The sequence below is a fragment of the Oceanobacillus salinisoli genome (assembly GCF_009733865.1).
GTDB classification, from domain to species: domain Bacteria; phylum Bacillota; class Bacilli; order Bacillales; family Amphibacillaceae; genus Oceanobacillus; species Oceanobacillus salinisoli.
This window is the reverse complement of the sequence record NZ_WOFB01000007.1, coordinates 110,648-136,722: the sequence shown is the minus strand read 5'-3', so window position 1 is coordinate 136,722 and position 26,075 is coordinate 110,648. Positions and strand designations below refer to the sequence as shown.

Here is a 26,075-nt window from a genome sequence, read left to right as displayed (position 1 = left end):
AGAAAAATCCTCTATTTAAACTGCGAAAAGGGACAATTGTAGTAAACGTTATCCATTTCAAAATTACTATAATCTTATTAATACTGATCTATATTTATGTCTTAATAACATAATGAGGTACAAGAAGACCTCACTCGACAACATAGGCATGAAATGTAGATATTTTTTCATGATGATAGTTCCCGTATTTATTTTCCTTTATATTGTGGTTTTCTCTTTTCAAGAAATGATGTTACTGCTTCCATAAAATCTTCTGTTTCACTATACTTCTCTGTGTAACTAGCTTCCAAAGTATATTTATCTACTAATTTTGCATCTAGATTTGTTTGAAGTGCTTCTTTGAAATATCTTAAAGCTATCGGACCAACGGCAAGAAATTCATCTGCAATTTCATAAGCTGCATTCATTAGCCTTTCACGGGATACTACTTTTTTGATACCACCATAACTTTGAATTTCTTTGGCTGTAATCGGATTACCTGTTAAAGCCATATAGTTAAGTACCTTTCTCGGTACAAGAAGGTCTGCGAATTCTGCAGCTCCAATAATTCCAACTTTAATCTCAGGTATACCAAAAACTGTTTCCTCAGATGCTACTAAAATATCACAACATGCAGCAATAGCCATTCCCGCACCTAAAGCAACTCCATGTATTGCACCGATAACAGGTACACGACATTCATAAACTGAAGCAATGCTAGTTTTCACCATATCTGCATAATCCCGTGTTCCTTCTTGCAATGTTTTAAATTCAGATACGTCATTTCCAGGTGAAAACATTCTACCTTCTGCTCTTAAAATGACTAGCCTTATATCATCCATTTCATTAATGGATTGAAATATCTCTTTAATTTCTTGATACATTTCATACGTTAAGGCATTTATTGGCTCCCTATTTAAAGTTACAATCCCTATATTATTTTCTATTTTTAAATCTACAAAGTTCAATTTTCATCAATCCCTTTTATTCGTCAGAAACTTTAACTAACTGTTTTCCGATATTTTCTCCATGAAACAGTCCTATAAAAGCATCTGGAGCATTTTCTAAACCTTCTATTGTCGTTTCTCTATATTTGATTTTTCCTTCTTTCACCCATTTACCAAGTTGTTGAAACCCTTCTTCATATCGGTTGGTATAATTTCTTATTATAAAACCTTGCATAATAGCGCTATGAGTGAGTATTTGTTGTTGCATACGTGGACCGTAATCTACCTTTTTATTGTTATACTGAGAGATTTGTCCACAAAGTACAATTCTCGAAAAGAAGTTTATTCGTTTCATAACAGCATCAGATATCGATCCGCCTACATTATCAAAGTAAATATCTACTCCATTTGGACAAGCTACTTTTAATTCCTCGTTAACATTTTCTGTTTTATAATTAATTGTTTCATCAAATCCAAGTTCATTTTCTAAATACTTGTTCTTTTTATCTGAGCCAGAAATACCGACAACTCGACATCCTTTTAGTTTAGCGATTTGTCCAACAACCGTTCCAACCGCACCTGCTGCACCTGAAATAACGACCGTCTCGCCTTTCTTCGGTTTTCCAATATCAAGTAATCCTACATATGCTGTTAGTCCAGGCATCCCTACGACTCCTAATGATGTAGAAATTGGGGCAATGGTAGGATCTATTTTCCTTAAATCCTTACCTTCAGAAACAGAATAGTCGGCCCATCTCATATACCCTTGTACAATGTCTCCAACTTGAAAGTGAGAATTCTTTGATTCTACTACCTTACCAACAACACCTCCGATTAAGGGTTTGTTCAACTTAAACGGATCAATATACGTCTTTTTCCCACTCATTCTTCCACGCATATAAGGATCTACCGATAAATAGATTGCCCGAACTAACACTTCATCTTCATTAATATTCGGAATTGGATTCGTAGTAATCTGGAAATTATCCTGTGATGGCATTCCCTCTGGCCTACTTATTAAAAGGATACTTCGATTCGCTTTTTCCAACATTTTGCCTCCTTAGCACTTACTCTTTTTGTGAAGCTGTTGTACTTTCTGGTTTATTATCTTTATACATTTTCTTTAATAAACTCTTATTAAACTTTCCACTACCAGTCTTTGGTATTTCGTCTGTAAAAATAATTCGACGTGGTTTTTTGTACCCAGCTAACCCCGTATGCTCATCACAAAAATCAATGATTTCTTTTTCCGTTAGCGTATTTTCATTAGGCACAATTACAGCAGTAACTTGTTCCACCAATCTTTCATGTGGGGTGCCAATTACTACTATTTCTGCTATTTTAGGGTGTTCTGCTAAAACATTTTCTACTTCTTTTGGATAAACATTTTCCCCACCGGTGATAATCATATCGTCAAATCGATCGGTATAATATAAATAGCCATCCTTATCCCAGCGGACAACATCTCCTGTTCGTAACCAACCATCTATTAATCTTTCCTTATTTAACTCAGGACGTTTCCAATATCCAGGTGTTACAACATCCCCTCTAACATAGAGTTCACCACTTTCTTCTTCCCCAGGGAGAATTTCTTTTCCATCTGTTCCGATTACTTTCCCTTCTATGACCTGATTTACAATTCTCCCCATTGACCCTTTCTTGCGATTCTCTTCTCCCCAATATGTGATGACTAATCCAGATAATTCAGTTTGCCCATAAATTTCTACTAATTTAACTTCTAACTCATCTTCAAAGAATTCAAGTATTGGGTCTGGAGTTGGCGAGCCACCATAAATCATAAACCTATACGTACGAAACCAAGATTTATCGACAGAATTTACTTTCAAATAATTAACAACGTCTATAATCATTGTAGTCGCTAAACCAGACCAGGTTGGCTTTAAGTCTCGGGATAGTGTAATCCATTCCTGCGCATTCCAATTTGGTTGGAACGTAATTGTACCTCCTGTAAATAATAAAGGTAAAGTTGCACATTGAAACCCACCAACATGAAACAAAGGAACCGTAAGTAAAATATGATCTTCAGAAGTTAACTTTCGAATCTCAATAACCATATCTGCTGAAGCAGTATTCGTTCGATGTGTTTGCCTAACTCCTTTTGGCCTACCTGTTGAACCACTTGTATACATTAGTAAGGCAGTGTCAGCATCTAAACAAGGGACAATGTCTAATTCGTTTCCTTCCATTTGGTAAATGCTTTCTAATGAAATCGTTTCTTTTACATCGGTTTGTGTAATGACACGGATGGACATATTCTGAAAGATATTATAGTCATTGGCAGTTGTAACTATCCATGAAATTTCTGAGTCCTCACATAAAAATGCTAACTCTTCATTTTGAAAACGGTAATTCATTGGTACAGCAACTCCACCTATTATCCATGCTGCATACATGGATATAACGTAATCAGGGCAATTAGGCATAAAGACACCTAGTTTATCACCCTTTTTAAACCCATTCTCTTGCAAATAATTTGCAAGAGAATGAGCTTTTTTATTTAAATTTCCGTAGGTCACTTCTAAATCATCTACTCTGAGTGCCACTTTATCTGGATATTCATGTACAGCTCGGTTAATATAAGAAGCGATGTTCATCTATTTTTCCTCCTCAACATTTTTCACCATTAAAAATGTTCCGACTATTTCGTTTGAGCTACTCTTTCACGTAAAGCCATTTTCAAAATCTTCCCTGTTGCATTTCTTGGTAACTCCTCCACAACTTCTAATTGTTTCGGCAACTTAAACCTTGCTACTTTTCCATCTAAGTAATCACGTATGTCATCAAGGGTTATTGTATTTTTTGAATCTTTTAATGAAGCAATTACCTTAATCGATTCCCCCCATTTTTGATCTGGATATCCAATAACAGCTACTTCACGGATATTTGGATGTTTATATAAATGCTGTTCAATCTCAATCGGATATACATTTTCGCCACCAGTAATGATCATGTCTTTCATCCGGTCAACGATGTAGATAAAGTTTTCTTCATCAAATTTGGCCAAATCTCCTGTATGGAACCAGCCGTCTCTAATGGCCTCTCTCGTTGCCTCTGGTTTATTCCAATACCCTTTCATTACATTCGGTCCCTTAACGACTAGTTCCCCTACATCTCCAACGGGAACATCACGATCATATTCATCAACAATACGAACTTCCACATGCATTGGAGTTTTCCCTACCGAGCCATGTTTACGTAACGAATTTTTCGAATCTAATAAACTAACAAATGGAGCTGTTTCAGTCAGTCCGAATCCTTCATAGAATTCAACGCCCTTCTCTTGAAATTTCTCTATGACTGGTATTGGACATGGAGCACCACCACATTCACAAATACGAAGTGATGATAAATCATATTTTTCAAAATCCTTAACCTCTGTTAACGCTTGCCACATAGCTGGTACGAGAAACATGAACGTAATTCTTTCATCTTGTATTTTTTGTAAAACACTTTCTGGATTAAATACATCATCTAAAAATACTGTCCCCCCTTTATAGAAAAGTGGTGTAACGGAACAACTCATTCCTCCGATATGGAATAAAGGTGCCACACCTATAGTAGTATCTGATTGTTGAACTGGTAAATAATTCATCATATTAATTGCATTCCATAACGTGTTCCCATGTGTTAGCATGGCACCTTTTGGTCTTCCAGTCGTTCCAGAAGTATACATCATAATATGAACATCATCTAATGCCACATCATAGCCTGGCTCTTCTTTAGAAGAACTTGAAAGAACTTCTTCATACAAGAAATCTGCATCATGAGGATTATTCCCAACATGGATATATTCTCTAATACTTGATTTCTTATTCCTCAATTCGTCTACTAACGTCCTCATTCTACTGTCATAGATAAATAAACTCCCTGTCGAATCGTTTACAATATAATAAACCTCTTCAACGCTTAACCGATAGTTAATTGGTACAAAGATTGCTCCTATTTTTGAGCAGGCGAACATAGATTCAAGCATCTCATTCGTATTGTAAAGCAATGCATTTACGCGTTCCCCTTTTCTTATTCCCATTTCAACGAAAGCATTTGCCAACTCATTGACTCTTTCATTAAATTGTTTATACGTAAATCTCTTGTCTTTATATACTAAAGCAAGCCTTTCTGAATCGTAATATGCATGTTTTACCAACCAATTTCCAATACCTTTATGCATGACAATAATCCCTCCTAATGATTTAGTCTATTTTCATCAACATATAAAATATTAAATTCCTAAGTAAGCCTTCTGAATAAAGTCATTTCCTGATAATTCCTTAGTATCATCTTTTAAAATAATATTTCCAGTTTCTAATACATAGCCATAATCTGCTGTTTTTAATGCAACATTGGCATTTTGTTCAATCAGTATAATAGCTAACCCATTCTCATTTAAATCATTAAGTATTTTCGTTAGATCTTGAATAATAATCGGTGCCAATCCAAGCGTTAACTCATCTATTATTAATAATTTTGGACTTGCCATTAAACTTCTACCAATAGCAAGCATTTGTTGTTGACCTCCACTTAGGCTCTCACCGGGTAAATTTCTTTTCTCTTTTAGGATTGGAAAATAGTGGTATACCTTTTCCAAATCATCTTCAATTCCTTGTTTATCCTTTCGCAAATAGGCACCTATCTTTAAATTTTCTTCTACGGACATCGTAGCAAATATTCTTCTACCTTCTGGACAATAGGCAATTCCTTGTTTGACAACTATTGAAGAGTCGACGCCTTCAATATGCTTGTCATTTAGAATGATTTCTCCTTTCATGGGTTTAACAAGTCCCATTATTGCTTTAACAATGGAACTCTTTCCAGCACCGTTGGCTCCAATTAACGTAATAAATTGTCCCTTTTCCATACTAAAGGAAACGCCATTCACTGCCCGTATACCAGAATATTCAACATGTAAATCATTAACTTCCAATAATGTCATGATTCCACCCCCAGATAAGCACGAATTACTTCTTTATCTTGACTAACTTCCTCCGGGATGCCATAACTAATCTTTTTTCCAAACTCGAGAACAGTTATTTTTTCACAAAGATTCATGACCATTTTCATATCATGTTCAATTAATACTACTGTGACGCCTGTTTGATGAACTTTTTTTATAATTTTTACTAATTCTTTTGTTTCTTCCTCAACCATTCCTGCAGCTGGCTCATCCAGTAGAAGAACCTTAGGTTTACATGCTAAAGCAATCGCTATTCCGACTAATCGTTTATAACCATAAGGCAGATTATCAACAATGGTGTCATTATACTTTGATATTCCAACAAAATCAGAAATCTCTTCCGCATAAATTAATAACTCTTTTTCTCTTAACTTTGTATTTGTAAAGATATTACGTAAAATACTTGGTCTATAGGATAAAAATCCACCCATCATTATATTTTCTAATACGGTATTTCCTAGAAATAAATTAGTGCTTTGAAAGGTTCTAACTATCCCACTCTGAACGAGCTGATGAGTTTTTTTACCTATAATATCTTTTCCGTAATAAAGGATTTCACCCGAATCGGCATTGGAGAAACCAGTGATTAAATTAAATAAAGTAGTTTTTCCAGCGCCGTTTGGTCCAATAACTCCAAATAATTCTCCTTCATTTATTTGAAAAGAAACATCATTTACTGCAGCTACACCACCAAAGCTTTTCTGTAAATTTTTAATATCAAACATGACTGTCATAGATTCTTAACCTCCTCCTTTGTGTCGTGCTTCTTTAATTTATTTGTAAAGAATTGGACAATAGATAGAAGCCCATCTTTTAAGAAGTAGATACTGGCTATTAAAGCTAAAGAATATACCAATACTTGGTAATCTGCTAAACTTCTGAAAAACTCTGGTAGAATAGTAAAGACTGAACTCCCCAAGATTGGCCCTAGTAGATTAGCCGTCCCACCAACGATATTAAAAATAATAATATCGAATGAGCGAAGAAAGGTAAAAGAGTGCGGTGAAATATGCGTATTATAATGAGCATATAATGCACCTGCTAGACCTGCAAAAAAGGCACCTGCTGCAAATGCAAATATTTTATAATAGCTAATATTTACACCCACCGCTTGTGATAATGTATCATTATTGCTTATACTTTTTAACACGTTACCCACCCTTGAATGTAATAATCGGTATATAACGTAAATCGTAATCATTAAAATTGCTAAGAATAGGTAATAAAATTCAACCCGTGATTCAATAACGTAGCCAAATATATTGGGATAAGGGATTCCTGAAATACCACTAGCTCCTCCTAACGCTTCCGTTGAATTCGTAATCGTAAGGCGTACAATCTCTGTAAGAATAAACGTGATCATAACAAAATAGATACCTTTAAGCCTTAATACGATCATGCCGATTACAACAGCAACAATAGATGATAGAATTCCCGCCAAAATAAAGCTTAGTAGAAAGGGAAGATTTAGATTTAAAACTAATAAGGTCGACGTATATGCACCTATCGCCATAAATGCAACATGTGCTAAGGATACTTGGCCGGTTTGGAAAATAAGATTCCAGCTAACCGCAAGTATTGTATTCAAAAATAAGAACACTAAAATATGAAAATAATAATTACTCTGTATAAAGACAGGGGCGATGATGAATAGAATTGCTGCAATGATAAATAAATTTCTGCGATTTGTTAGTATCCCTTTCATCACTGATAACTCCCTCCTAACAAGCCGTTCGGTTTAACTAGTAACAATGCAGCAATTAAAATAAATATTAATAAATCTGCTTCAGCAGCACCGATATATGTTGTTAAATAACTCCGAGAGAGTCCAATAATTATACCTCCCCATAATGCTCCCATAATACTTCCAAGTCCTCCTAATATGACAACGATAAACGCATTCATTAAAGCACCCATACCTATAGTAGGAGAAACAGTATATAAAGGAGTCACAAGTGCTCCCGCAAAAGCAGCTAAAAGTATTCCAATACCAAAAGCAATCATCTTAATTCGTTTCACATTAATTCCTTGAACACTAGCAATTTCTTCATCATGTGAAACAGCAATAAAAGCTTGACCCGTTTTCATTTTCTTAATAAAGAAGTAAAATGCAATCAACACAATGACAGAAATAATGATAATAAACATGTTATAGTAACTAATGCTTACAAAACCTAGATCAAGCATTCCTTGAAATGGAGGTGAAATTGCTTTCGTTGTTGCTCCAAAAAGGACAATTCCCAAATTTTGTAAGAAAATAGAGACCCCTAATGCTAATATCATCACCTTCATTTCATCATTTCCAAGTTTGCGAAACAAAACTTTTTCAAGAAACATCCCGAACATTCCTATTAACACTGCGGATACTATGATTGCTAGGATAAAATTCATTTCGTAAACTTGATACGTAAAGTAAAGCGCAAAGGCACCTAGCATATAAAATTCACCATGAGCAAAATTTACAATCTTCATTATTCCAAAGATCATCGTAAAACCAAGTGCCATTAAAACGTAAACTGAACTTAGAACTAATCCATTAATTAAGGCTTGTTCAAACATCTATTTCCCTCCACTTCTTCAAATATTAGAGTTTACGGTTAGATTAACTAACCGTACCATCCTCTATTCTTTTATTTCACGTACATCCACAATTACGGCTTTTCCATCAATTACCTGCCCAACTATGACCGGTTTTGTTAATTGTTGATTAATTCCATAATGTTCTTCACCTGTCCAAGACATTTCACCAGCTAACCCTTCAAAGCCATCCATATTCCTTAACGTCTCGGCTACTTCCGATGTATCAAGGGTTCCAGTTTCCTCCATCGCAGCAAATAGCATTGTCGCAGCATCATACCAATCTGGTGCAACTTCTAAAAATTCTTTTTCATATTCCTGACCATAGTTATTAATCAGTTCTTGCGCTTCAGGTGACTCGATATCCGTTTGTGCATAATATATAAAATCTTCAGCATTATCTCCAGCTATACTTAATATTTCTTGAATTGCTGGGCCACCAAATCCTGTAAATAGTCCTTCATAACCTAAAGCTCGTGCTTGATTCATAGCGACACCCATCTCACCTGGTGAAGTTCCACCAAATGCAATAATATCTGGCTCGGTATTAAGAACTTTTGTTAATATCGGGTTATAATCTTGGGTTTCTCTTTCTGGAAATTCATTTGCTACTATTTCATAATCCAACTCAAGAAAGTCTTCCTCTGCATTCTTTTGTACTTGCCACCCAGATTCATCATTTGGTGAGATAAATGCCACTTTTTTCGCATCAGGAAATTCTTCACTCATATAAGTAATGACTTCAGATCCCCATTCCAGATTTGTAGGAAGCCCTCGGAAAGTAAATGGTTTATCTGGTGAAAGTGCCTCTGTACCATATGAATTTGTCATCAGTAATACTTCATTATCCTCTGTAATCGTTTGCATTCCTAACACACCTGATGAACCTACCGTTCCAAAAATATAATTTACATTGTCTTCAAAAACAAGTCGATTGGCAGCACTAACTGATTCATCCCCAATGTACTGATCATCATAAGTAATTAATTCTACATTATAGTTAGTACCTCCGATATCAAGACCACCGTTATCGTTAACTTCTTTAACTGCCATTTCTACACCATACTGCAAAGGTAAACCCCAAGCAGCTCCTCCACCTGAGAGTGGACCAACTAGACCAATTTCTAACACTTCTCTATTTGCATTGCTTTCAGTTCCACCTTCACTTGACGAAGTTTCCGATTCATTACAAGCAATTAGAATTCCGGCCATTAGTAAGAAAAGTAGAGATAACATTAATTTTTTAAACATAATTCATTGGCCTCCTCGAATAGCCCAAATTGAGTTTATCTTCTTATTTTGTCGTAAGCATTTCCTTCACCATGAGCAATATTTACAATCTTCATGATTCCCTTGTAAAGCAGCCATTCATTAAGGGGGCAGTTAGATAGACTAACTACACCACCCCCTATTCTTTTATTTCCCTTACATCTACAATGACTCCTTCTCCATCAATTATCTGTCCAACTATGACTGGTTTTATTAATTGTTGATTTATGCCATAATTTTCTTCACCTGTCCAGGATAATTCACCAGCTATTCCTTCGAAACCTTCCATATTTCGTAATGTCTCTGCTACCTCCGTTGTATCAAGGCTCCCAGTCTCTTCCATTGCTGCAAATAGCATTTTAACAACATCATACCAATCAGGGGCAGTTTCTAGAAATTCTTCCTCATATTCCTGACCATATTTGTTAAACAATTCTTGTACTTCGGGAGCCTGGAGATCTATTTGCGCATAATATATAAAGTCTTCTGCATTATCACCTGCTATACTTAGAATTTCTTGAATTGCAGGTCCTGCAAATGTTGTAAATAATCCATCATAACCTAGGGCACGGGCTTGGTTCATTGCAACCCCCATTTCTCCAGGGGAAGTACCTCCAAATGCAATAATATCTGGTTCTGTGTTAAGTACTTTCGTAAGTACTGGATTATAATCTTGTGTATCTCGCTCTGGAAACTCATTAGCAACTACCTCAAATCCCAATTCAACAAGGTCTTCTTCTGCATTCTTTTGTACTTCCCAACCTGATTCATCATTTGGTGAAATAAAAGCAACTTTTTTAGCATCCGGGAATTCTTCACTAATATAAGAACCAAGTTCAAACCCCCACTCTAAATTAGTTTGAAATGCACGGAATGTAAACGGTTTTTCAGGTGAAACCGTTTTACTTCCGTAAGAATTAGGTATTAATAAGACTTCGTTATCCTCTGTTATGGTTTGCATTCCTAAAACACCAGAAGATCCAATTGTTCCGAAAATATACTCCACACCATCTTCAAATACTAAACGATTCGCTGCACTAACTGCTTCATCTCCAATATACTGATCATCATAAGCAATTAATTCTACATTATAAGTGGTACCTCCGATTTCAAGACCACCATTCTCATTAACTTCTTTAATTGCCATTTCTACACCATACTGTAGAGGTAATCCCCATCCAGCTGCACCACCTGATAATGGACCAACTAGACCAATTTCTAACACTTCTCCATCTGTGTTATTTTCACTTCCACCTTCACTTGTAGAAGTTTCCGATTCATTACAAGCTATCAAAATTCCGATCATAAGTAAGAAAAGCAGAGATACCATAATTTTTTTTAACATAATTCATTGGCCCCCTTAAATAATCCAAATTGATTATTGTATTATTGTTGTTAATATTTTCATAATAAAATTAATAATCTGAATTTTAATTGTACACTAAGCTGTATATTTTAAGGATTATTTATTACCTGCACAGCTGATGAATATGATTCTAATGTTTCAAAAAGCTTTTACTACTTCATCTAGTGAAAAATCATGTGTGATTATTTATTCAGTATTCACTAATCCTTTTCTAGGTATTCTAACCCCTTTGAAATTTTCGTGCCTCAACTCTTCTCTTGATATTTTTGTAGCATCTCTTCTTTATCATAACCGTATCTTTCATAAAATCTTGCTGGAGTATTTTCAGGATTTTTGTAATAATACCAAGTACATGGTTGACTAAACTCTTTTGGGGGATCTAGTGGATAGATTGGTGCACCAGACCATTCTATAGGTAATATTTCATTCATATACGTGCAGTGTGCACAATAGTATGGAAAATCTTTACGTTGAAAAGACCAATCATGTGCAGCCTTAGTTTTTCCAAATTTTTGTGGGTGTTCATAATATCCCCTTTTCCATAATCTTTGCCCACTCCCACATGGATGTAATTGAAAAGTAAATTTCTCATCATCTTCACTAACGGAAAAACTACCAGCATCCGGCCCTACCCCTCCTGTACTATGGGCTCTCCATGTTGCAGCTAATGCCAATACAACACTCTTTCTATCACGGCTATTAATCTTCTCAAAAGGTACTTTCCAAACTTTCACCGTCATGACTTTTAATGCATTACCTACCTCTCGTTCTCCAAATTGCGTACTGATGAAAGTTAATAATGAAGCAATGGATTCAACTAACATATCATGGAATATACCCCATTCATGATCCACTTCTTTACAAAGCTGAACTGCTTGTTCCTTATCCTGTTCATTCAAGCGTTCCATAAGGTCTTCATTTTTCTTTGGATGTGTCAGGTTATATAATAACGATTTATTGTAGTGCTCGATAAATTCCGTATTTTAATATTAACCCCCAAACTTTTCCAACGCTTTATCACTTCCGTCGCTACCTTTTTCCTGATATCCTCATCAATAGAATATAAGGTTGGTCTCCACACCATTGTTACTAATTCTTCCATTGCTTGCATTTGCAATTCCTCTGATTTTGATTGGATAAATTGTAGAACAGCTTCATTCGAATTAAGCATAAGTTTACGTAAAAAGCTCCATTCCATCTTGTAACTTTCTGTTAGTTTGATAGAAGTAGTAAAATCCTCATCTTCTATTAATTTTACGACTCGCTCCATAGTTGGTTGGGATAAAAGTGTTAATTGTTCCTTACTAAACCATTCTTTTACCGTCATTTCTTCCCCTCCTTTAAAAGAATATTGACTTCATTCACGTCAATTAAAGTTCATTCTTTTATCATCCTTCCTTTTGATAATGCACCACGGAATCTTTATTCCAGCTTTATATAATATAACGAAAATGAATGCGCTATCATTTTTTTCGTCAATATAAACATTCTATCTAAAAAATCATTTCTTTGAGGCATTATAATTCATTCATGGTTATTTTACGTAAGTTTAATGTGATCCTGAACGGATTGCTGGTAATGAAAACATGAGTAAACCACCAACATGGAACATAGGTGCAACAACCGAGGTTTGATCATTTTTTACAATTTCAAAATCTAAAATTCGATTTATGGAAGTCCACGCAATATTATTTTGAGTTAACATGGACCCCTTCGGAAAACCAGTTGTTCCAGATGTATACATGAGAACGAAAAGATCGTCTAGGTTACTTATATCAGGATTTGGGGCTTCTATCGAATTACCTTGGAGAAAGGTATCGTAAGAAATTCCTAAGTCATCTTCTCCCTCAACAATGATAAAGTTCTCTACTGAACTATTTTTTTCATATATTTTTAGGACTGTGTCTATATAACTATCACTCAAATTAATAATTTTGCTCCTGAATCATCCAATATACTTAACCTCTTTTGAACGTAATCTCCAATTTACTGGAACTAATACGGCACCTATTTTGCTACAGCCCAAAAAATTTCAACGTATTCATTAGAATTATGAAGTAAAACAGCTATCCGGCCCCTTTTTTGGATACCTAAAGACAGTAGCCCATGAGCTAGTTTATTCACCCGTTCGTTTAATTACCATTAGGAGAAAGATTTCCCTTCAAATTTTATAGCTGTATAATTTTACGATTGTCTAGTTAACACAGTCCCTAAATTCATAGAAAAATACCTCCATCATATAGCTATTTAGATGTAGTTTTTTCTAATTGTTCTTTGCTTGGTAGTACAGCAACAACAGAACCAGGACCGACTGAAACACCTTTTGAGTTTTCCGACCAAACTTCCATTTCAATTAAATTTTCTCCATTTTCTTGCCATTTTTTCTTCACAGTTCCTTTTGTTACTACAGTATCACCAGCTGTATTAAAGGTTTTTATTCGAAAACCTTTTAAACTCTTAAATTTCCCTTCTAATCCAATAAACTCCCTTACTGTTTTTTCCCACATTCCTTGTAAAAAAACATTGTTTGCATACATTTCTGGTGCTCCAGTCATCCGGGCATATTCAGAATTATGATGTATTGAATTAAAGTCTCGATTTGCTCCAGCTTCTACTACTAAGCGGTATATACTAAGCGGAAATTCAACAGAAGGAACTTTATCACCCTCTGTAACATCCTCCCAATATAACTGGTTATTTATCATACTCAATTTGCTGCCTCCTTTTGACCTGTTTCTTCTTGATTTCCAACTGGATATGGATTATAGCTATAGGTTTGCATACGTACAATAGCGATTAAATCATCCTTTTGGTTAAGAAATTTGGATTCCCATGTCATAAATGCGCCTTTACCGATTTTTGTTTCCTTTGGAAGGCACGAAAGAAGTACGTTTCCAACTTTACAAATTCGATCACCTACTACAATTGGTTGAAAATATTCAAATTCAATATCCGTTACAATATACCCTGTTGTTGATGGGGCTTTATCAATTTTCAACCCTGTCAATGGACTTTCTGTTGGTTGGGAATGTTTTTCCTCAGATGTAAAAACTGTTTTACCAGGCTCCCAAAGCGGGGGAATGCTCCATGTTAATATACTGCTATAAGGGGCTATAATATCGTTGTAACCATGTTTTTGTGCAACCTCTTCATCATAATGAAGTGCACAATCAAATTCTAAGGGCTCTAAAAATCTACGAATACCACCTTTTTCCACCTCATCGGCTCCCCAAACCACTTCTTCCCCTTTATTACTAAAGTCTTGGCCAACCGAATCAACCATTGGCTGCCATTCTTTTTTCCAATCTCCTTGCATGGTGTTATCTCCTTTCTTTGTTTAAATTGAATTTGAAATTCAAATCCTTAGTATTCAAAAAAATGTATATAACAAGTTGATTTTTCACACATACTTTATTATTTTCCGTTCCAAGCAGGTGGCCTTTTTTCTGCAAATGCCATCGGGCCTTCCAAAGCATCTTCCGTATTTCGAATTCGATTAATTGTCTTTTGATTTAATTCCCATGCTTCATTGGAATGATGTAATGGTAAATCCATTCCTTCCAGAAGTAAGCGCTTGCTAGCCTGCACTGCTAATGGAGCATTTTCCGCTATCGCACTTGCTTGTTCTAACGCAGCCTTTAGAAGATTCTCTTGTGTAACAACTTCATTTACCATTCCCCATCTTTCCATCTCGTGCGCCGATAATTCCTTTCCAGTTAGAACCATTTGCATGGCGATTTTCTGAGGAATCTGTCTAGGCAATCGTAGTAAGCCCCCTGCAGCTGCGATAATACCACGTTTTACTTCTGGAAATGCAAATATTGCATTTTCTGAAGCAATTACAATATCACTCGCTAGGGCAATTTCAGCTCCTCCACCATGTGCTAGGCCGTTTACTGCTGCAATAATTGGTTTAGACAAGTTTGCTTCTACAATTCCAGCAAATCCTCCTGTAGGTTCTGGATAAGATTTACTATTTTTTTGAGATAATTCTTTCAAATCTGCTCCAGCACTAAAAGCACGACCAGCTCCAGTAATAATCATTGCCCAAATTTCGGGATTTTCTTCTGCAGCCTTTAAACATTCGTCCATTTCATAGGTTAATTGTTTACTGACTGCATTTAAAGAACCAGGCCGATTTAATGTTATAATTAACACCTTTCCAATAAGTTCTAATTTAATCGTTTCTAAACTTAAATCTTTTAACATTTTATTTGCTCCTTATCATCCTAGAAAATCAGTAGTTTTTATTGTCTATCCATACGAATAATAGTCCCAACTCACTTTTTTGTAATTATAACATTCAGATAATATCTAATCAATATTTGTTTTAAATAATTATTTTAATTTTAAATTTTCGGAAAACACAACAGGACTTTTGCTTACAATAAGATTCCATACCTAGCATCATTCGCCATCTCTATTAAATTAGCCACACTTTGGTTTAAGGTAGCAAAACGTTCGTCTTTTGCTTCTCCTATTTTCCAACGATGGTGTAGTTGCTGTAGTATGATTGCTATTTTATAGAATCCAAATGTTAAATAATAATGGATATTTGAAACATCCCTACCAGAAAGTAAAGCATATTTTTCGAGAAATTCTCTTCTCGAGTAAAATCCTGGTTTGTCTGTTACTACGCTAAGACCAATGTCTAAATCCGATTTCTCTCCCCAATAGACAAGTGCAGACCCTAAATCCGTAAATGGGTCCCCAATAGTTGATAATTCCCAGTCAAATACACCTACAACTCTACCGGGATTTTGTCCATCAAGCATTATGTTGTTTAACTTAAAATCATTATGAACAATAGAAACTTCAGGTTCATTTGGGATATTTTCTATTAACCACTTTTCAACTGATTCAATGTATTTAATCTCTTCTGTTTTGGCTCGTTGATAGCGACGAATCCAACCATGAACTTGTCTTTTTAAATACCCTTCTGGTTTTCCGATATCTTCTAGATTGGCAGTTTTATAGTTAATCCTGTGAAGTCGGACAAGTGCATGAATAATTGCTTCCGAAATTTCCTTTCCAACCTCAGGCGATTTCCCATAAACAGAAGGAATTTCCTTATCAATAACAAAACCTTCTTTTTTCTCCATAATATAAAAATGGCGATCCATTATATTTGGATCTTCACAGTACACATACGGTTTCGGTGCTAAAGGATAGACAGGATTCACCTTTTTTAATATACGATATTCTCTTTCCATATCATGCGCTTTTGGTGGAACATAACCAAAGGGAGGTCGTCGTAAAACTCCCTGCCATTCACCAATTTCTAATAAATATGTTAAATTTGAATAACCTTCATTGAATTTTGTTATTTTCATCTTTTCCTGGGGTACTTCGGGAATTACTTTTTGAATATAATGCTCTATTACATTCCAATCGATTGTTTCATTTGTCTGGCTCATGATTATTTTCTCCTTTCTCTTAATCTAACTATCTACTTAAAAATGGGAGGAAAAGCCAAATCACAGTAAACAGCAACATACTTATACTAAAGGGTAAGTTGCCATCACGTTCATTTGGCTCATTATCATAGTTTACAGATTTAATGTACCTCCATCTACGAGTAACGTTTCACCTGTAATAAAGGAAGATTCATCCGATGCTAAAAATAAGACAGCATTTGCTACTTCTTCTGGTTTTCCAATTCTCTTTAATGCATTTGCAGTGGATATTGCTGGCCATTTCTTTGTTTCCTTCCAGAACGTTACCATTTCCGTATTGATTACTCCAGGAGCGATGGCGTTTACACGAATGTTTTTTCGACCGTTTTCCGAAGCTGCTGCTTTCGTGATTGCAATAACACTACTTTTTGAAGCCGTATAAGCAGATAATAGCTTTTGTCCTTTTATACCAGCAACACTAGCAGTATTAATAATGGAACTACCTGCTTCCATTTTAGGAATGGCATACTTTAATCCAAGAAATACTCCTGTACTATTTATGTCCATTACTTTTTGCCATGTGTCTAAAGAGACATCTGGAATTTTTTTTTCTTCTATGGAAACCCCTGCGTTATTAAATAGAATATTTAACTTTCCAAAAGTGTCGATAGTGGAAGTAACCATCTTCTCGACATCTTGTGGATTACTTACGTCTGTACGAATAAATTCAGCTTTTCCCCCATCATCCTTAATCATTTGTATGGTTTCTAATCCTGACTCTTCATTGATGTCTGCTACCATTACACTTGCACCTTCTATTGCAAATCGTACAGCTGTAGCCCGACCAATATCTCCACTACCTCCAGTTACAATAGCTACTTTATCTTTTAAACGCATAAAATCCAACCTTTCTTATTTTAATTTCCATTATAAATGAAATAGAAGGGAACAAATTCCCTTCTATTCGTCATTTTTCATCTGAGTACATATTATGAGTAATTTTTAAGTTCTAATTTTGCAATTTGGCGGCGATGTACTTCATCTGGACCATCTGCAATACGCAAAATACGTGCATTTGCCCATGCGTATGCTAAAGTGAAATCACTGGTTACCCCTGCCCCACCATGTGCTTGAATTGCTCGGTCAATTACCTTCAATGCCATGTTTGGTGCAACCACCTTAATCATTGCAATTTCTTTTTTAGCCACTTTATTCCCAACCGTATCCATCATGTCAGCTGCCTTTAATGTTAGTAAACGTGCTTGTTCGATTTCCATACGAGAGTTAGCAATCCATTCCTGAATTACGCCTTGTTCAGATAGTTTCTTTCCAAAGGTTTCACGTTTTACAACACGATCACATAAATCTTCCAAAGCTCTTTCAGCCAAACCAATTAAACGCATGCAATGGTGAATACGTCCTGGTCCAAGTCTTCCTTGGGCAATAGCAAACCCCTTTCCTTCTCCCCAAAGCATATTTTCAGCAGGAACCCTCACATTGTCATAAACAATTTCTGCATGCCCATGCGGTGCATCATCATATCCAAATAATGTAGTATTTCGGATAATATTTACTCCTGGTGTGTCCAATGGAACAAGAATCATCGATTGTTGTTCGTGTTTTGGAGCATTAGGATCATTTTTACCCATTACAATAGCAATTTTACATCTCGGATCCGCAGCACCTGAAGAGAACCACTTACGCCCATTGATGACATACTCATCCCCGTCCCTTATAATGCTTGTTGAAATATTTGTCGCATCACTTGAAGCGACCTCTGGTTCTGTCATGGAAAACACGGAACGAATTTCACCGCTAAGTAATGGTTCTAACCATTCTTTCTTTTGTTTTTCTGTACCGTAACGGACAAGCACTTCCATATTACCCGTGTCTGGTGCACTACAGTTAAAGACTTCTGGAGCAATAACGGACCTTCCCATAATTTCACATAATGGCGCATACTCTAAATTCGTTAGTCCAGCGCCTAATTCACTTTCTGGTAAGAATAAGTTCCAAAGGTCCGATTCTTTTGCTTTTTGTTTCAACTCTTCCATAATAGGAGGAACTTCATCCCATCTATTTTTTTGACTATTTAATTGTTCCTCATATATTTTTTCATTCGGATAAATATATTCTTCCATAAATGCTGTTAGTTTCTTTTCCAAGTTTTTAACTTTATCAGAATAAGTAAAATTCATTTTCTTTCCTCCCTAAATTATATAATATTCAGAAATCTGGTTCTGGATTAAATCTTTTTGTTTTCTATTCCCTTTCAATAATAGTAGAAATACCTTGGCCCCCACCAATACAAGCAGTAATTAATCCAAATTGTCCACCTGAACGCTCTAGTTCATATACTGCCTTTGTAATGAGCATACCACCTGTTGCTCCTAAAGGATGTCCATGGGCAATTGCGCCACCATTGACGTTTAATTTATCTCTATCAAAAGAAAGTTCACGGTCAACAGCAAGTACTTGTGAAGCAAAGGCTTCATTTAGTTCAATGAGATCCATATCTGATAGCTTCATCCCTGTTCTTTCTAAAACCTTTTTCGTCGCAGGAACAGGTCCAATTCCCATAATATTAGGGTCAACACCAGCTACAGAAGAGGCTTTAATACTAGCTAGCGGTTTCAAACCTAACTCTTCTGCCTTTTCTCTAGCCATTACAACAAGTGCAGAGGCACCATCATTTAGTCCTGAACTATTCCCAGGAGTGACCGAACCGCCTTTTTTAAATACAGCTGGTAGTTTGGATAACCCCTCCATTGTTGTACCTGGACGTGGGTGTTCATCCTTATCAAATACAATTGGGTCTCCTTTTCGAACTGGAATTGTAATCGGTACAATTTGCTCATTAAAACGTCCTTCTTCAATGGCCCTAGCCATTCTCTTTTGGCTTTCTAAAGAAAATTGATCCTGCTCCTCTCTTGATATCTCATATTTCTCTACTAAATTTTCTGCTGTAATTCCCATTGGAGGATCACCTATACGATCTGGTGATAATCTAGAACTTCTAAATTGAGGTGGTGCAGGACTATAAGGTCTCTCTGCTGGATCCATTAAGTATGGCGCACGACTCATACTCTCCGTTCCACCCGCAACATAAATGTCACCACTGCCTGCTCGAATAGCTTGTGCTGCAAGAGCAGCGGCATTAATACCCGAACCACACTGTCTATCAACAGTAAGCGCTGATATACTTAATGGCAACCCGCTCTCTAAAGCTGTTAATCTAGCAATATTTCCTCCTCCACTCAATACATTTCCAAAAATAACATCATCAATCATTTCTGGATTAACATTTGCACGTTTAACTGCTTCCTTTATTACTTCTGCTCCAAAGACATGTGCAGGAACTGTCGCTAAAGCCCCACCTTGTCTCCCAATAGCCGTTCGTACTGCTGATACAATTACCGCATCTCTCTTCATATAAATTATCTCTCCCTTTTATTCACCTTTTTAATGTGCAATCGAGCCACCATCAACAACAATTGTTTCACCAGTCACATAATCTGATGCTTGAGATGCTAAAAATAAGGCAGCACCTTTAAGATCCTTATCCGTACCTACTCTCCGAAGAGGTATTCCTTCAATATATTTTTCTCGGTTCCGTTCAAACATTACTTTTGACATTTTTGTCGGAAACATTCCTGGAGCGATTGCGTTCACATGAATTCCTTGCGGCCCCCATTTGACAGCTAAATCCTTTGTAAAAGAAACTACTCCACCCTTACTCGCATTGTATCCAATCGCATCCATCAGCTCTGGATAAGATCCTCTGAAAGCTGCTACAGATGCAATATTAATAATCTTTCCATAACCTTGTTTTGTCATCACTTTCCCAACTGCTTGGGACATAAGAAAAGTTCCAACGACATTTACATTGATTACCTTTTGAAAGGCTTCTAATGGCATGTCATCTACTGGGGCTCCCCAAGAAGCACCACTGTTATTGACTAAAATATCGATTGTTCCAAACTTTTCAACCGTCTGATCAATAACATTTTGTATATCATCTCCGTTTGTTACATCACACTGCAAGGCAGTCGATTCCACTCCTAGTTCCTCTAACTTCTTACTAATCTCGATACAATTTTCTACTTTTCTCGAACATACAACCACATTCGAACCAGCTTCAGCAAGGCCGATGGCAATTTGCTCACCTAATCCACGTCCTCCGCCAGTAACAACAGCTGTTTTACCCGTTAAGTCAAACAGTTCTCTTACATGCATGAGGTAGCCTCCTTTCTATTCACCTATTAATTGGTTACAAATACAACTTTTCCTTTCATTACAACCTTTTCACTTTGACTAGAAACATTTACTTTAAAAGAAAATGTTTCATTGTTTTTCTCTTGTAAAGTAGCTCTAAGTGTTAATACATCGTTTAAAAATACCTTTCCAGAAAATCGGACTTGGAAATTCTCGATAAACCCTTCCTCATAATACGAAGTAAATACCTTTGACAGATTTCCCATTGTCCACATACCATGTGCAATAACACCTGGTAAACCAGCCTTTTCCGCTTCCTCATCAATCGTATGAATTGGATTAAAGTCTCCAGATGCACCAGAATATTTAATCAAATCCATTCTTGATACAGGAGATAATGTTATTTCTTCTAATGAATCTCCAACTTGTAAATTGGTTAAATTACTCATAACACATCGCCTTCCTAACTGTTTCCGTGATAATGGTGACCATCTTTTCTGAAAAAATCATATTTCCTTCTTGATCTTCTCCATAATTTACAATTTCTAAGAATCCCATTCGGCCGTTGGTACCGCTTTTTTCAACATAATTTTTAACTTCTGAGTAACAGGAAATTTCTTCACCAATGAATAGTGGTCTTTCGTAATGATAGTTTTGTTCCCCATGAATCAACCCTTTTTCAGGTAAAATCAATCCTTCAATCACTCCATAATCAAATACTCTTGGGTATGTTGGGGGTGCTATGTTTTTACCATATCTTGACTTTTTCCCAACTTCCTCATTCGTATATATTGGATGAGGATCCCCAATAGATTCCACAAAGCGCTTGACCATTCCTTTTTCAACGGTATTTTTAACCTTATTCGATTGTTTGCCAATCATATGTTTGTACATCATTACACCCCTCTACCATTAAACAGTTGGTCCACCTGCAACATAGATAACTTGCCCACTTACAAACGATGATTTCTCATCTGCAAAGAATAGAACAGCATTTGCGATATCTTCTGGTTGTCCCCATCTACCAACTGGAATGGATTTTAATGTTTCGCTAGTAAGTTCGTCAAAAGAAATTCCCATTCTTTCTGCTGTTGCTTTTGTCATTTCCGTTTCTATAAAGCCTGGTGCTACCGAATTAGCTGTAATTCCAAATTTACCTAATTCAATTGCAAGCGTTTTCGTAAAACCTTGTAAACCAGCTTTAGCCGCAGAATAATTTACTTGACCACGATTACCTAAGGCAGACGTAGAAGAAATATTAATAATTCGTCCGTATTTTTGATCAACCATGTATTGCTGTACTGCACGAGATGCATTGAATGATCCTTTAAGATGAACATTCATTACCGCTTCCCAATCACTATCTGTCATTTTGAATAACAAATTATCACGAATAATTCCTGCATTATTGACTAAAATGTCGACTCTACCAAAGGTATCGACAACCTCTTTTACAGCTGCTTCTACTTCCTGGGCATTAGAAACATCCGCTTTTTTGGTTAGTACTTCAAAACCTTTCTCACTAAACTCTTTTTGCGTTTCTTTTAAAGCTTCTTCATTCACATCAACAATTCCTATTTTCGCTCCTGTTTCCGCAAACAACTGAGCAATACCCTTTCCAATTCCTCTACTTCCTCCTGTTACAAATGCAACTCTACCATCAAACCTCATTGATAACTCCTCCATTTCTGTTGATTATATATTAATCTATTTTCACATGGCCTTTTAATAGATTACGAGAAATAATTAAGCGCTGGATTTCATCAGTACCATCATAGATTCTCCAAAGACGAGCTTCACGGTACCAACGTTCAATAGGCAACTCCTTCGTATAACCCATCCCTCCATGTATTTGTAATACACGGTCCACCACACGATTCCCAATATTAGAACCATATAACTTCGCTATAGATGCTAGATGACGATTATCTTCTCCTTCATCCAAAGTAAATGCAGCATTATATACTAACCATTTCGCTGCTTCAATTTCCACTGCAGAATCTGCTATTTTCCATTGAATCGCTTGTCTTTCCGCAATTGGTTTTCCAAATGTTTCACGTTCTTTGGCATAATTGATCGCCATTTTCAACAAACGTTCAGATGCGCCAACTGCTTTAGCACCAACCATCCATCTAGCAAAACCAATCCATTCTAGACCAAGGTTATATCCTTTATCCAATTCTCCTAAAATATTTTCTTCAGGAACTCTTACATTGTCAAAAAATAAACTTGCTGGTCCACCTTCTCCCATCGTGTGGATATATTCTGACTTCCATCCCATATTGCGATCTGCAATGAAACAAGTAACGCCTTCTCTACCCTTTGATTTTTGATGTAATGCTTTATCCGTAATAGCAATAACCATAACGAAATCCGCTTCATTTCCACCAGTAATAAATGTCTTTTCTCCATTTAGTATCCAGCTGTCTCCATCTTTAATAGCTGTCATTTTAATATTCTGTGTATCGGAACCTGCACCAGGCTCTGTCATCGCAAAACATGACTTTTTGTCACCATTGATAGTAGGAATGAGATACTTCTCTTTTTGCTCCTCATTTCCATAGTAAAGAATATTGTCAGCAAATCCCCCAAACTCAAAAGGGACAAATGTTTTACCGACCTCAATCGTTACAATCGCTTGCATTAGTTGTCCAAGGTCTGCACCTCCATATTTCGCAGGTGTATTAATCCCCCAAAAACCAACTTCTTTTGCTTTATTCTGTAATTGTTCTAGTTTTTCCTTAGAAAGACCTGTTCTTCCCTCTCTTTCATTTCGAAGCACTTCTTGTTCTAGTGGCATCAATTCCTTTTCAACAAACTTTCGAATGGTTTGTTGGACCATCCTTTGCTCTTCTGTTAATCGCAAATACATGTTGTACCTCCTTTATTTAATATTTATATAATCATGTAAGTATACTTACTAAAGCCCCAAATTCTTTGCAATGATAACTTTCATAATTTCATTGGTACCAGCATAGATCGAATTAACAGCAACATCACGATACCTTCTAGCAATCTCATATTCTTCCATATAACCATATCCACCATATAGCTGCATGCACTCCACTGCTACTTTTTGTGATAAGTCTGTAATCCACGATTTAGCCATAGATACTTCATTTACGATATTAGCACCTTGCATATGCTCTTCAATTAATCGATCAACAAAAGTTCTACCAATCGTTGCCTCTGTCCTCATTTCTGCCAATTTAAATTGTGTATTTTGAAACCAGTATCATTAGAATGTTGACCAACTTTATTTAATTTTTTACCTTTTTCAAATTCAGGCGTTCCAGCCTCGACAACTAAAAGGCTAATCCGTTTATGAGCAGATTTAATCTTTGAATCGGTTTTACAAACAACAACAACTAAATCAGCATAGTAACCATTTGTAATAAAAGTTTTTTGTCCATTTATGATGTACTCGTCACCATCTCTTATTGCCGTTGTCTCTATCCCTGCCAAATCAGAACCAGCACCAGGTTCTGTCATCCCAATTGCAGAAATAACCTCTCCAGTTGTAGCTTTCGGTAACCAACGCTCTTTTTGTTCTTTCGTACAGTAGGCTTCAATGTAAGGAATAGCAATATCATTATGAAGTCCAAAACCATTTAAACCAGTACCGATCTTTTCTAGTTCCTCGACAATAACAACAGAATAACCAAAATCGGCATTAAGACCACCATATACTTCATCCACTTGTGGGCAAAAAAACCTTGTTCTCCCGCCTTTTTCCAAAATGACCTGGGTACTTATTTTTCTTCTTCCCATTGTTGAAAATGTGGTGCAGCTTCTTTTTGTAAGAATTTCTTCAATCCATTACGGAAAGTTTCATGTTCTTCCTTTAAAAAGGTTCGTTCCATATGAAACCTCCTAACTTGATACAAGTCTATTTTCTAATTGATTTCTTACTATTTGAGGTAATTCTTCGGTAACTTGTTCTTCATAATTAAAATAAACTAATACAGCAGTACACTTTGCAATTAACCTTCCATCATTTGCATCTACCAAATTGTGCATAATAGTAAAACTCTTATTTCCAATGCGTAAAATATTAGATTTAACTTTCAGAATTTGAGCAGCGTACGCTTGAGCAATATAGTCGCAAGAAACTGAGGCTAAAATCATGCTTTTAAATTCAACTTCGCCTCCAAAGAGTTCCATCATAAATTTCGTACGTGCTTCTTCAAAATAATAAAAATAGCTCACATTATTTACATGTCCCATTGCGTCTGTTTCACTAAATCGTACATATACTTCAATTTCATGATCTACCATTCAAACACCCCTTCAAACAAAAGGCTACTTAACTTCAAATAATAAGTAGCCCCTCCTGTCTTTTACCCCATTTAATTATTTTGAATTATCCTTCTTTCCTTTTCAGCAATATTACTTACCGCTTGTTGATATGATTTCCTTAATTCTTCTACAATTTCTGAAATTGTTTGGATTCTTTCAATAGATCCAACACCCTGACCCGCACCATAAATATCTTTCCATGCCTTTACACTTCCCTCTCTTAATTCCGAGAAGTCTATTTTATCTTTCTTTTTAAGATTATTAGGGTCTAACCCAGCGTTCACAATACTCGGTGTCAAATAGTTTGCTTTCACACCACTAAATGCATCTGTATAAGTAATATCTTCAATCGTTCCATCAAGAATCATCTTTTTATAATCATCTTGTGCCTGACTTTCTTCTGATGTAATAAACTTCGTACCAATGTATGCATAATCTGCCCCAAGTAACTCTGTAATTAAAATATCTTCTCCTTCTGTAAGGCCACCCGCTAATGCGATTGGTCCATCAAAGAATTCTCTTACTTCTCGTACAAAAGGTATTGGATTATATGTACCTCCATGTCCACCTGCTCCATTTGCCACCAGTACTAACCCATCCGTACCTTTTTCAATTGCTTTTTTTGCGAATTTAATATTAATCACATCAGAAAAAACAACCCCACCATATTCATGGACAATTTTTGTAACGACACTCGGATCACCTAAAGATGTTATAACAACAGGTGGTTGGTATCTCTCGATTAACTTTAAATCCTCTGTATATCGTTTATTAGATTTATGCACTATATAGTTTATACCCCATGGCCCAATCTTTTTAGAAGGATTTTCTTGTTTTAGTCTATCTATTTCTTGAGTTATTTCTTTCATCCAATCTTCTAAAATATCATCTGTTCTAGCATTTAACGCTGGAAATGTTCCAATAATTCCTGATGCACATGCATTAATTACCATCTTTGGGTTACTAATTAAAAACATTGGAGCCAACATAACAGGTATATCCACTGCATCTCTTACTTTTTGTATTGCTTCTAATCTCATCTAAAAACCCCTTTT

At 36.0% G+C, this 26,075-nt stretch carries 28 protein-coding genes and 1 pseudogene; all 29 read right to left on the bottom strand.

The window, feature by feature from the left end; translation table 11 throughout:
* Window positions 1–188 precede the first annotated feature (188 nt).
* The 29 genes and pseudogenes from GMJ66_RS07350 to GMJ66_RS07210 all read right to left on the bottom strand — a co-directional run bounded on the left by GMJ66_RS07350 (window position 189) and on the right by GMJ66_RS07210 (window position 26,060).
* Window positions 189–947 carry an enoyl-CoA hydratase-related protein gene (locus tag GMJ66_RS07350; protein WP_156289669.1) on the bottom strand — a complete coding sequence of 253 codons (759 nt, stop codon included), beginning with the start codon at window positions 945–947 and terminating at the stop codon, window positions 189–191.
* Between the two features lie 16 nt (window positions 948–963).
* Window positions 964–1,977 carry an NADP-dependent oxidoreductase gene (locus GMJ66_RS07345; protein WP_156289668.1) on the bottom strand — a complete coding sequence of 338 codons (1,014 nt, stop codon included), beginning with the start codon at window positions 1,975–1,977 and terminating at the stop codon, window positions 964–966.
* Window positions 1,978–1,993: 16 nt separating this feature from the next.
* Complete coding sequence (locus GMJ66_RS07340; RefSeq protein ID WP_156289667.1) at window positions 1,994–3,541, bottom strand: class I adenylate-forming enzyme family protein; 1,548 nt, start codon at window positions 3,539–3,541, stop codon at window positions 1,994–1,996.
* Window positions 3,542–3,585: 44 nt separating this feature from the next.
* On the bottom strand, window positions 3,586–5,115 hold the full coding sequence (locus GMJ66_RS07335; RefSeq protein ID WP_156289666.1) for an acyl-CoA synthetase: 1,530 nt from the start codon (window positions 5,113–5,115) through the stop codon (window positions 3,586–3,588).
* 51 nt (window positions 5,116–5,166) lie between these two features.
* Window positions 5,167–5,877, bottom strand: coding sequence for an ABC transporter ATP-binding protein (locus tag GMJ66_RS07330; RefSeq protein ID WP_156289665.1), 711 nt, complete (start codon window positions 5,875–5,877; stop codon window positions 5,167–5,169).
* Complete coding sequence (locus GMJ66_RS07325) at window positions 5,874–6,632, bottom strand: ABC transporter ATP-binding protein (protein ID WP_197046637.1); 759 nt, start codon at window positions 6,630–6,632, stop codon at window positions 5,874–5,876. Before GMJ66_RS07325 ends, GMJ66_RS07330 begins: the two co-directional genes overlap by 4 nt.
* The gene (locus tag GMJ66_RS07320) at window positions 6,629–7,603 is read right to left on the bottom strand and encodes a branched-chain amino acid ABC transporter permease (protein WP_231514865.1); all 975 of its coding nucleotides are present in this window, start codon (window positions 7,601–7,603) and stop codon (window positions 6,629–6,631) included. The genes GMJ66_RS07325 and GMJ66_RS07320 overlap by 4 nt, the downstream gene beginning before the upstream one ends.
* Complete coding sequence (locus GMJ66_RS07315; protein WP_156289663.1) at window positions 7,603–8,457, bottom strand: branched-chain amino acid ABC transporter permease; 855 nt, start codon at window positions 8,455–8,457, stop codon at window positions 7,603–7,605. Before GMJ66_RS07315 ends, GMJ66_RS07320 begins: the two co-directional genes overlap by 1 nt.
* A 63-nt stretch (window positions 8,458–8,520) precedes the next feature.
* Window positions 8,521–9,726: an ABC transporter substrate-binding protein gene (locus tag GMJ66_RS07310; protein WP_156289662.1), complete on the bottom strand. Its 1,206-nt coding sequence runs from the start codon at window positions 9,724–9,726 to the stop codon at window positions 8,521–8,523.
* A 157-nt stretch (window positions 9,727–9,883) separates the two neighbouring features.
* Entirely contained in the window at window positions 9,884–11,089 is a 1,206-nt protein-coding gene (locus GMJ66_RS07305; RefSeq protein WP_156289661.1) for an ABC transporter substrate-binding protein, read from the bottom strand.
* Between the two features lie 266 nt (window positions 11,090–11,355).
* Window positions 11,356–12,018 (bottom strand): hypothetical protein, encoded by a 663-nt coding sequence (locus GMJ66_RS07300; RefSeq protein ID WP_156289660.1) that lies wholly within the window; start codon window positions 12,016–12,018, stop codon window positions 11,356–11,358.
* 26 nt (window positions 12,019–12,044) lie between these two features.
* A complete protein-coding gene (locus tag GMJ66_RS07295) occupies window positions 12,045–12,437 on the bottom strand; it encodes a hypothetical protein (RefSeq protein WP_156289659.1) in 393 nt (130 codons plus the stop codon).
* 222 nt (window positions 12,438–12,659) lie between these two features.
* Window positions 12,660–13,034 carry an AMP-binding protein gene (locus tag GMJ66_RS07290; protein WP_197046636.1) on the bottom strand — a complete coding sequence of 125 codons (375 nt, stop codon included), beginning with the start codon at window positions 13,032–13,034 and terminating at the stop codon, window positions 12,660–12,662.
* An 83-nt stretch (window positions 13,035–13,117) separates the two neighbouring features.
* Entirely contained in the window at window positions 13,118–13,234 is a 117-nt protein-coding gene (locus tag GMJ66_RS20890; RefSeq protein WP_156289657.1) for an AMP-binding protein, read from the bottom strand.
* A gap of 119 nt (window positions 13,235–13,353) precedes the next feature.
* Entirely contained in the window at window positions 13,354–13,821 is a 468-nt protein-coding gene (locus tag GMJ66_RS07280; RefSeq protein ID WP_197046635.1) for a hotdog family protein, read from the bottom strand.
* The gene (locus tag GMJ66_RS07275; protein WP_156289656.1) at window positions 13,818–14,426 is read right to left on the bottom strand and encodes an FAS1-like dehydratase domain-containing protein; all 609 of its coding nucleotides are present in this window, start codon (window positions 14,424–14,426) and stop codon (window positions 13,818–13,820) included. Before GMJ66_RS07275 ends, GMJ66_RS07280 begins: the two co-directional genes overlap by 4 nt.
* A 98-nt stretch (window positions 14,427–14,524) precedes the next feature.
* Window positions 14,525–15,319 carry an enoyl-CoA hydratase-related protein gene (locus GMJ66_RS07270; RefSeq protein WP_156289655.1) on the bottom strand — a complete coding sequence of 265 codons (795 nt, stop codon included), beginning with the start codon at window positions 15,317–15,319 and terminating at the stop codon, window positions 14,525–14,527.
* Between the two features lie 173 nt (window positions 15,320–15,492).
* Complete coding sequence (locus tag GMJ66_RS07265) at window positions 15,493–16,527, bottom strand: phosphotransferase family protein (RefSeq protein WP_156289654.1); 1,035 nt, start codon at window positions 16,525–16,527, stop codon at window positions 15,493–15,495.
* Between the two features lie 132 nt (window positions 16,528–16,659).
* The gene (locus GMJ66_RS07260) at window positions 16,660–17,403 is read right to left on the bottom strand and encodes an SDR family NAD(P)-dependent oxidoreductase (protein ID WP_156289653.1); all 744 of its coding nucleotides are present in this window, start codon (window positions 17,401–17,403) and stop codon (window positions 16,660–16,662) included.
* Window positions 17,404–17,495: 92 nt separating this feature from the next.
* Window positions 17,496–18,704, bottom strand: a complete 1,209-nt coding sequence (locus tag GMJ66_RS07255; RefSeq protein ID WP_156289652.1) for an acyl-CoA dehydrogenase — start codon at window positions 18,702–18,704, stop codon at window positions 17,496–17,498.
* A 64-nt stretch (window positions 18,705–18,768) separates the two neighbouring features.
* Window positions 18,769–19,938, bottom strand: a complete 1,170-nt coding sequence (locus GMJ66_RS07250) for a thiolase family protein (protein ID WP_156289651.1) — start codon at window positions 19,936–19,938, stop codon at window positions 18,769–18,771.
* A 30-nt stretch (window positions 19,939–19,968) separates the two neighbouring features.
* Window positions 19,969–20,742: an SDR family oxidoreductase gene (locus GMJ66_RS07245; RefSeq protein WP_156289650.1), complete on the bottom strand. Its 774-nt coding sequence runs from the start codon at window positions 20,740–20,742 to the stop codon at window positions 19,969–19,971.
* Window positions 20,743–20,768: 26 nt separating this feature from the next.
* Window positions 20,769–21,170 carry a MaoC/PaaZ C-terminal domain-containing protein gene (locus GMJ66_RS07240; protein ID WP_156289649.1) on the bottom strand — a complete coding sequence of 134 codons (402 nt, stop codon included), beginning with the start codon at window positions 21,168–21,170 and terminating at the stop codon, window positions 20,769–20,771.
* Window positions 21,163–21,615 carry a MaoC family dehydratase N-terminal domain-containing protein gene (locus tag GMJ66_RS07235; protein WP_156289648.1) on the bottom strand — a complete coding sequence of 151 codons (453 nt, stop codon included), beginning with the start codon at window positions 21,613–21,615 and terminating at the stop codon, window positions 21,163–21,165. The genes GMJ66_RS07240 and GMJ66_RS07235 overlap by 8 nt, the downstream gene beginning before the upstream one ends.
* Window positions 21,616–21,633: 18 nt before the next feature.
* Window positions 21,634–22,392 (bottom strand): beta-ketoacyl-ACP reductase, encoded by a 759-nt coding sequence (locus GMJ66_RS07230; protein ID WP_231514852.1) that lies wholly within the window; start codon window positions 22,390–22,392, stop codon window positions 21,634–21,636.
* Window positions 22,393–22,423: 31 nt separating this feature from the next.
* Window positions 22,424–23,593: an acyl-CoA dehydrogenase family protein gene (locus tag GMJ66_RS07225; protein WP_156289646.1), complete on the bottom strand. Its 1,170-nt coding sequence runs from the start codon at window positions 23,591–23,593 to the stop codon at window positions 22,424–22,426.
* A gap of 48 nt (window positions 23,594–23,641) precedes the next feature.
* Window positions 23,642–24,584 (bottom strand): annotated as a pseudogene (locus tag GMJ66_RS07220) (acyl-CoA dehydrogenase family protein).
* A 10-nt stretch (window positions 24,585–24,594) separates the two neighbouring features.
* A complete protein-coding gene (locus GMJ66_RS07215; protein ID WP_156289645.1) occupies window positions 24,595–24,999 on the bottom strand; it encodes an acyl-CoA thioesterase in 405 nt (134 codons plus the stop codon).
* A 71-nt stretch (window positions 25,000–25,070) separates the two neighbouring features.
* On the bottom strand, window positions 25,071–26,060 hold the full coding sequence (locus GMJ66_RS07210) for an NAD(P)H-dependent flavin oxidoreductase (RefSeq protein WP_156289644.1): 990 nt from the start codon (window positions 26,058–26,060) through the stop codon (window positions 25,071–25,073).
* Window positions 26,061–26,075 lie beyond the last annotated feature (15 nt).

Coding starts and splice junctions, on each gene's coding strand:
- GMJ66_RS07345 (WP_156289668.1), bottom strand. CDS start 1,977: ATGTTGGAAAAAGCGAATCGAAGTATCCTTTTAATAAGTAGGCCAGAG.
- GMJ66_RS07340 (WP_156289667.1), bottom strand. CDS start 3,541: ATGAACATCGCTTCTTATATTAACCGAGCTGTACATGAATATCCAGAT.
- GMJ66_RS07335 (WP_156289666.1), bottom strand. CDS start 5,115: ATGCATAAAGGTATTGGAAATTGGTTGGTAAAACATGCATATTACGAT.
- GMJ66_RS07330 (WP_156289665.1), bottom strand. CDS start 5,877: ATGACATTATTGGAAGTTAATGATTTACATGTTGAATATTCTGGTATA.
- GMJ66_RS07325 (WP_197046637.1), bottom strand. CDS start 6,632: ATGACAGTCATGTTTGATATTAAAAATTTACAGAAAAGCTTTGGTGGT.
- GMJ66_RS07320 (WP_231514865.1), bottom strand. CDS start 7,603: ATGAAAGGGATACTAACAAATCGCAGAAATTTATTTATCATTGCAGCA.
- GMJ66_RS07315 (WP_156289663.1), bottom strand. CDS start 8,457: ATGTTTGAACAAGCCTTAATTAATGGATTAGTTCTAAGTTCAGTTTAC.
- GMJ66_RS07310 (WP_156289662.1), bottom strand. CDS start 9,726: ATGTTTAAAAAATTAATGTTATCTCTACTTTTCTTACTAATGGCCGGA.
- GMJ66_RS07305 (WP_156289661.1), bottom strand. CDS start 11,089: ATGTTAAAAAAAATTATGGTATCTCTGCTTTTCTTACTTATGATCGGA.
- GMJ66_RS07300 (WP_156289660.1), bottom strand. CDS start 12,018: ATGGAACGCTTGAATGAACAGGATAAGGAACAAGCAGTTCAGCTTTGT.
- GMJ66_RS07295 (WP_156289659.1), bottom strand. CDS start 12,437: ATGACGGTAAAAGAATGGTTTAGTAAGGAACAATTAACACTTTTATCC.
- GMJ66_RS07275 (WP_156289656.1), bottom strand. CDS start 14,426: ATGCAAGGAGATTGGAAAAAAGAATGGCAGCCAATGGTTGATTCGGTT.
- GMJ66_RS07270 (WP_156289655.1), bottom strand. CDS start 15,319: ATGTTAAAAGATTTAAGTTTAGAAACGATTAAATTAGAACTTATTGGA.
- GMJ66_RS07265 (WP_156289654.1), bottom strand. CDS start 16,527: ATGAGCCAGACAAATGAAACAATCGATTGGAATGTAATAGAGCATTAT.
- GMJ66_RS07260 (WP_156289653.1), bottom strand. CDS start 17,403: ATGCGTTTAAAAGATAAAGTAGCTATTGTAACTGGAGGTAGTGGAGAT.
- GMJ66_RS07255 (WP_156289652.1), bottom strand. CDS start 18,704: ATGAATTTTACTTATTCTGATAAAGTTAAAAACTTGGAAAAGAAACTA.
- GMJ66_RS07250 (WP_156289651.1), bottom strand. CDS start 19,938: ATGAAGAGAGATGCGGTAATTGTATCAGCAGTACGAACGGCTATTGGG.
- GMJ66_RS07245 (WP_156289650.1), bottom strand. CDS start 20,742: ATGCATGTAAGAGAACTGTTTGACTTAACGGGTAAAACAGCTGTTGTT.
- GMJ66_RS07240 (WP_156289649.1), bottom strand. CDS start 21,170: ATGAGTAATTTAACCAATTTACAAGTTGGAGATTCATTAGAAGAAATA.
- GMJ66_RS07235 (WP_156289648.1), bottom strand. CDS start 21,615: ATGTACAAACATATGATTGGCAAACAATCGAATAAGGTTAAAAATACC.
- GMJ66_RS07230 (WP_231514852.1), bottom strand. CDS start 22,392: ATGAGGTTTGATGGTAGAGTTGCATTTGTAACAGGAGGAAGTAGAGGA.
- GMJ66_RS07225 (WP_156289646.1), bottom strand. CDS start 23,593: ATGTATTTGCGATTAACAGAAGAGCAAAGGATGGTCCAACAAACCATT.
- GMJ66_RS07215 (WP_156289645.1), bottom strand. CDS start 24,999: ATGGTAGATCATGAAATTGAAGTATATGTACGATTTAGTGAAACAGAC.
- GMJ66_RS07210 (WP_156289644.1), bottom strand. CDS start 26,060: ATGAGATTAGAAGCAATACAAAAAGTAAGAGATGCAGTGGATATACCT.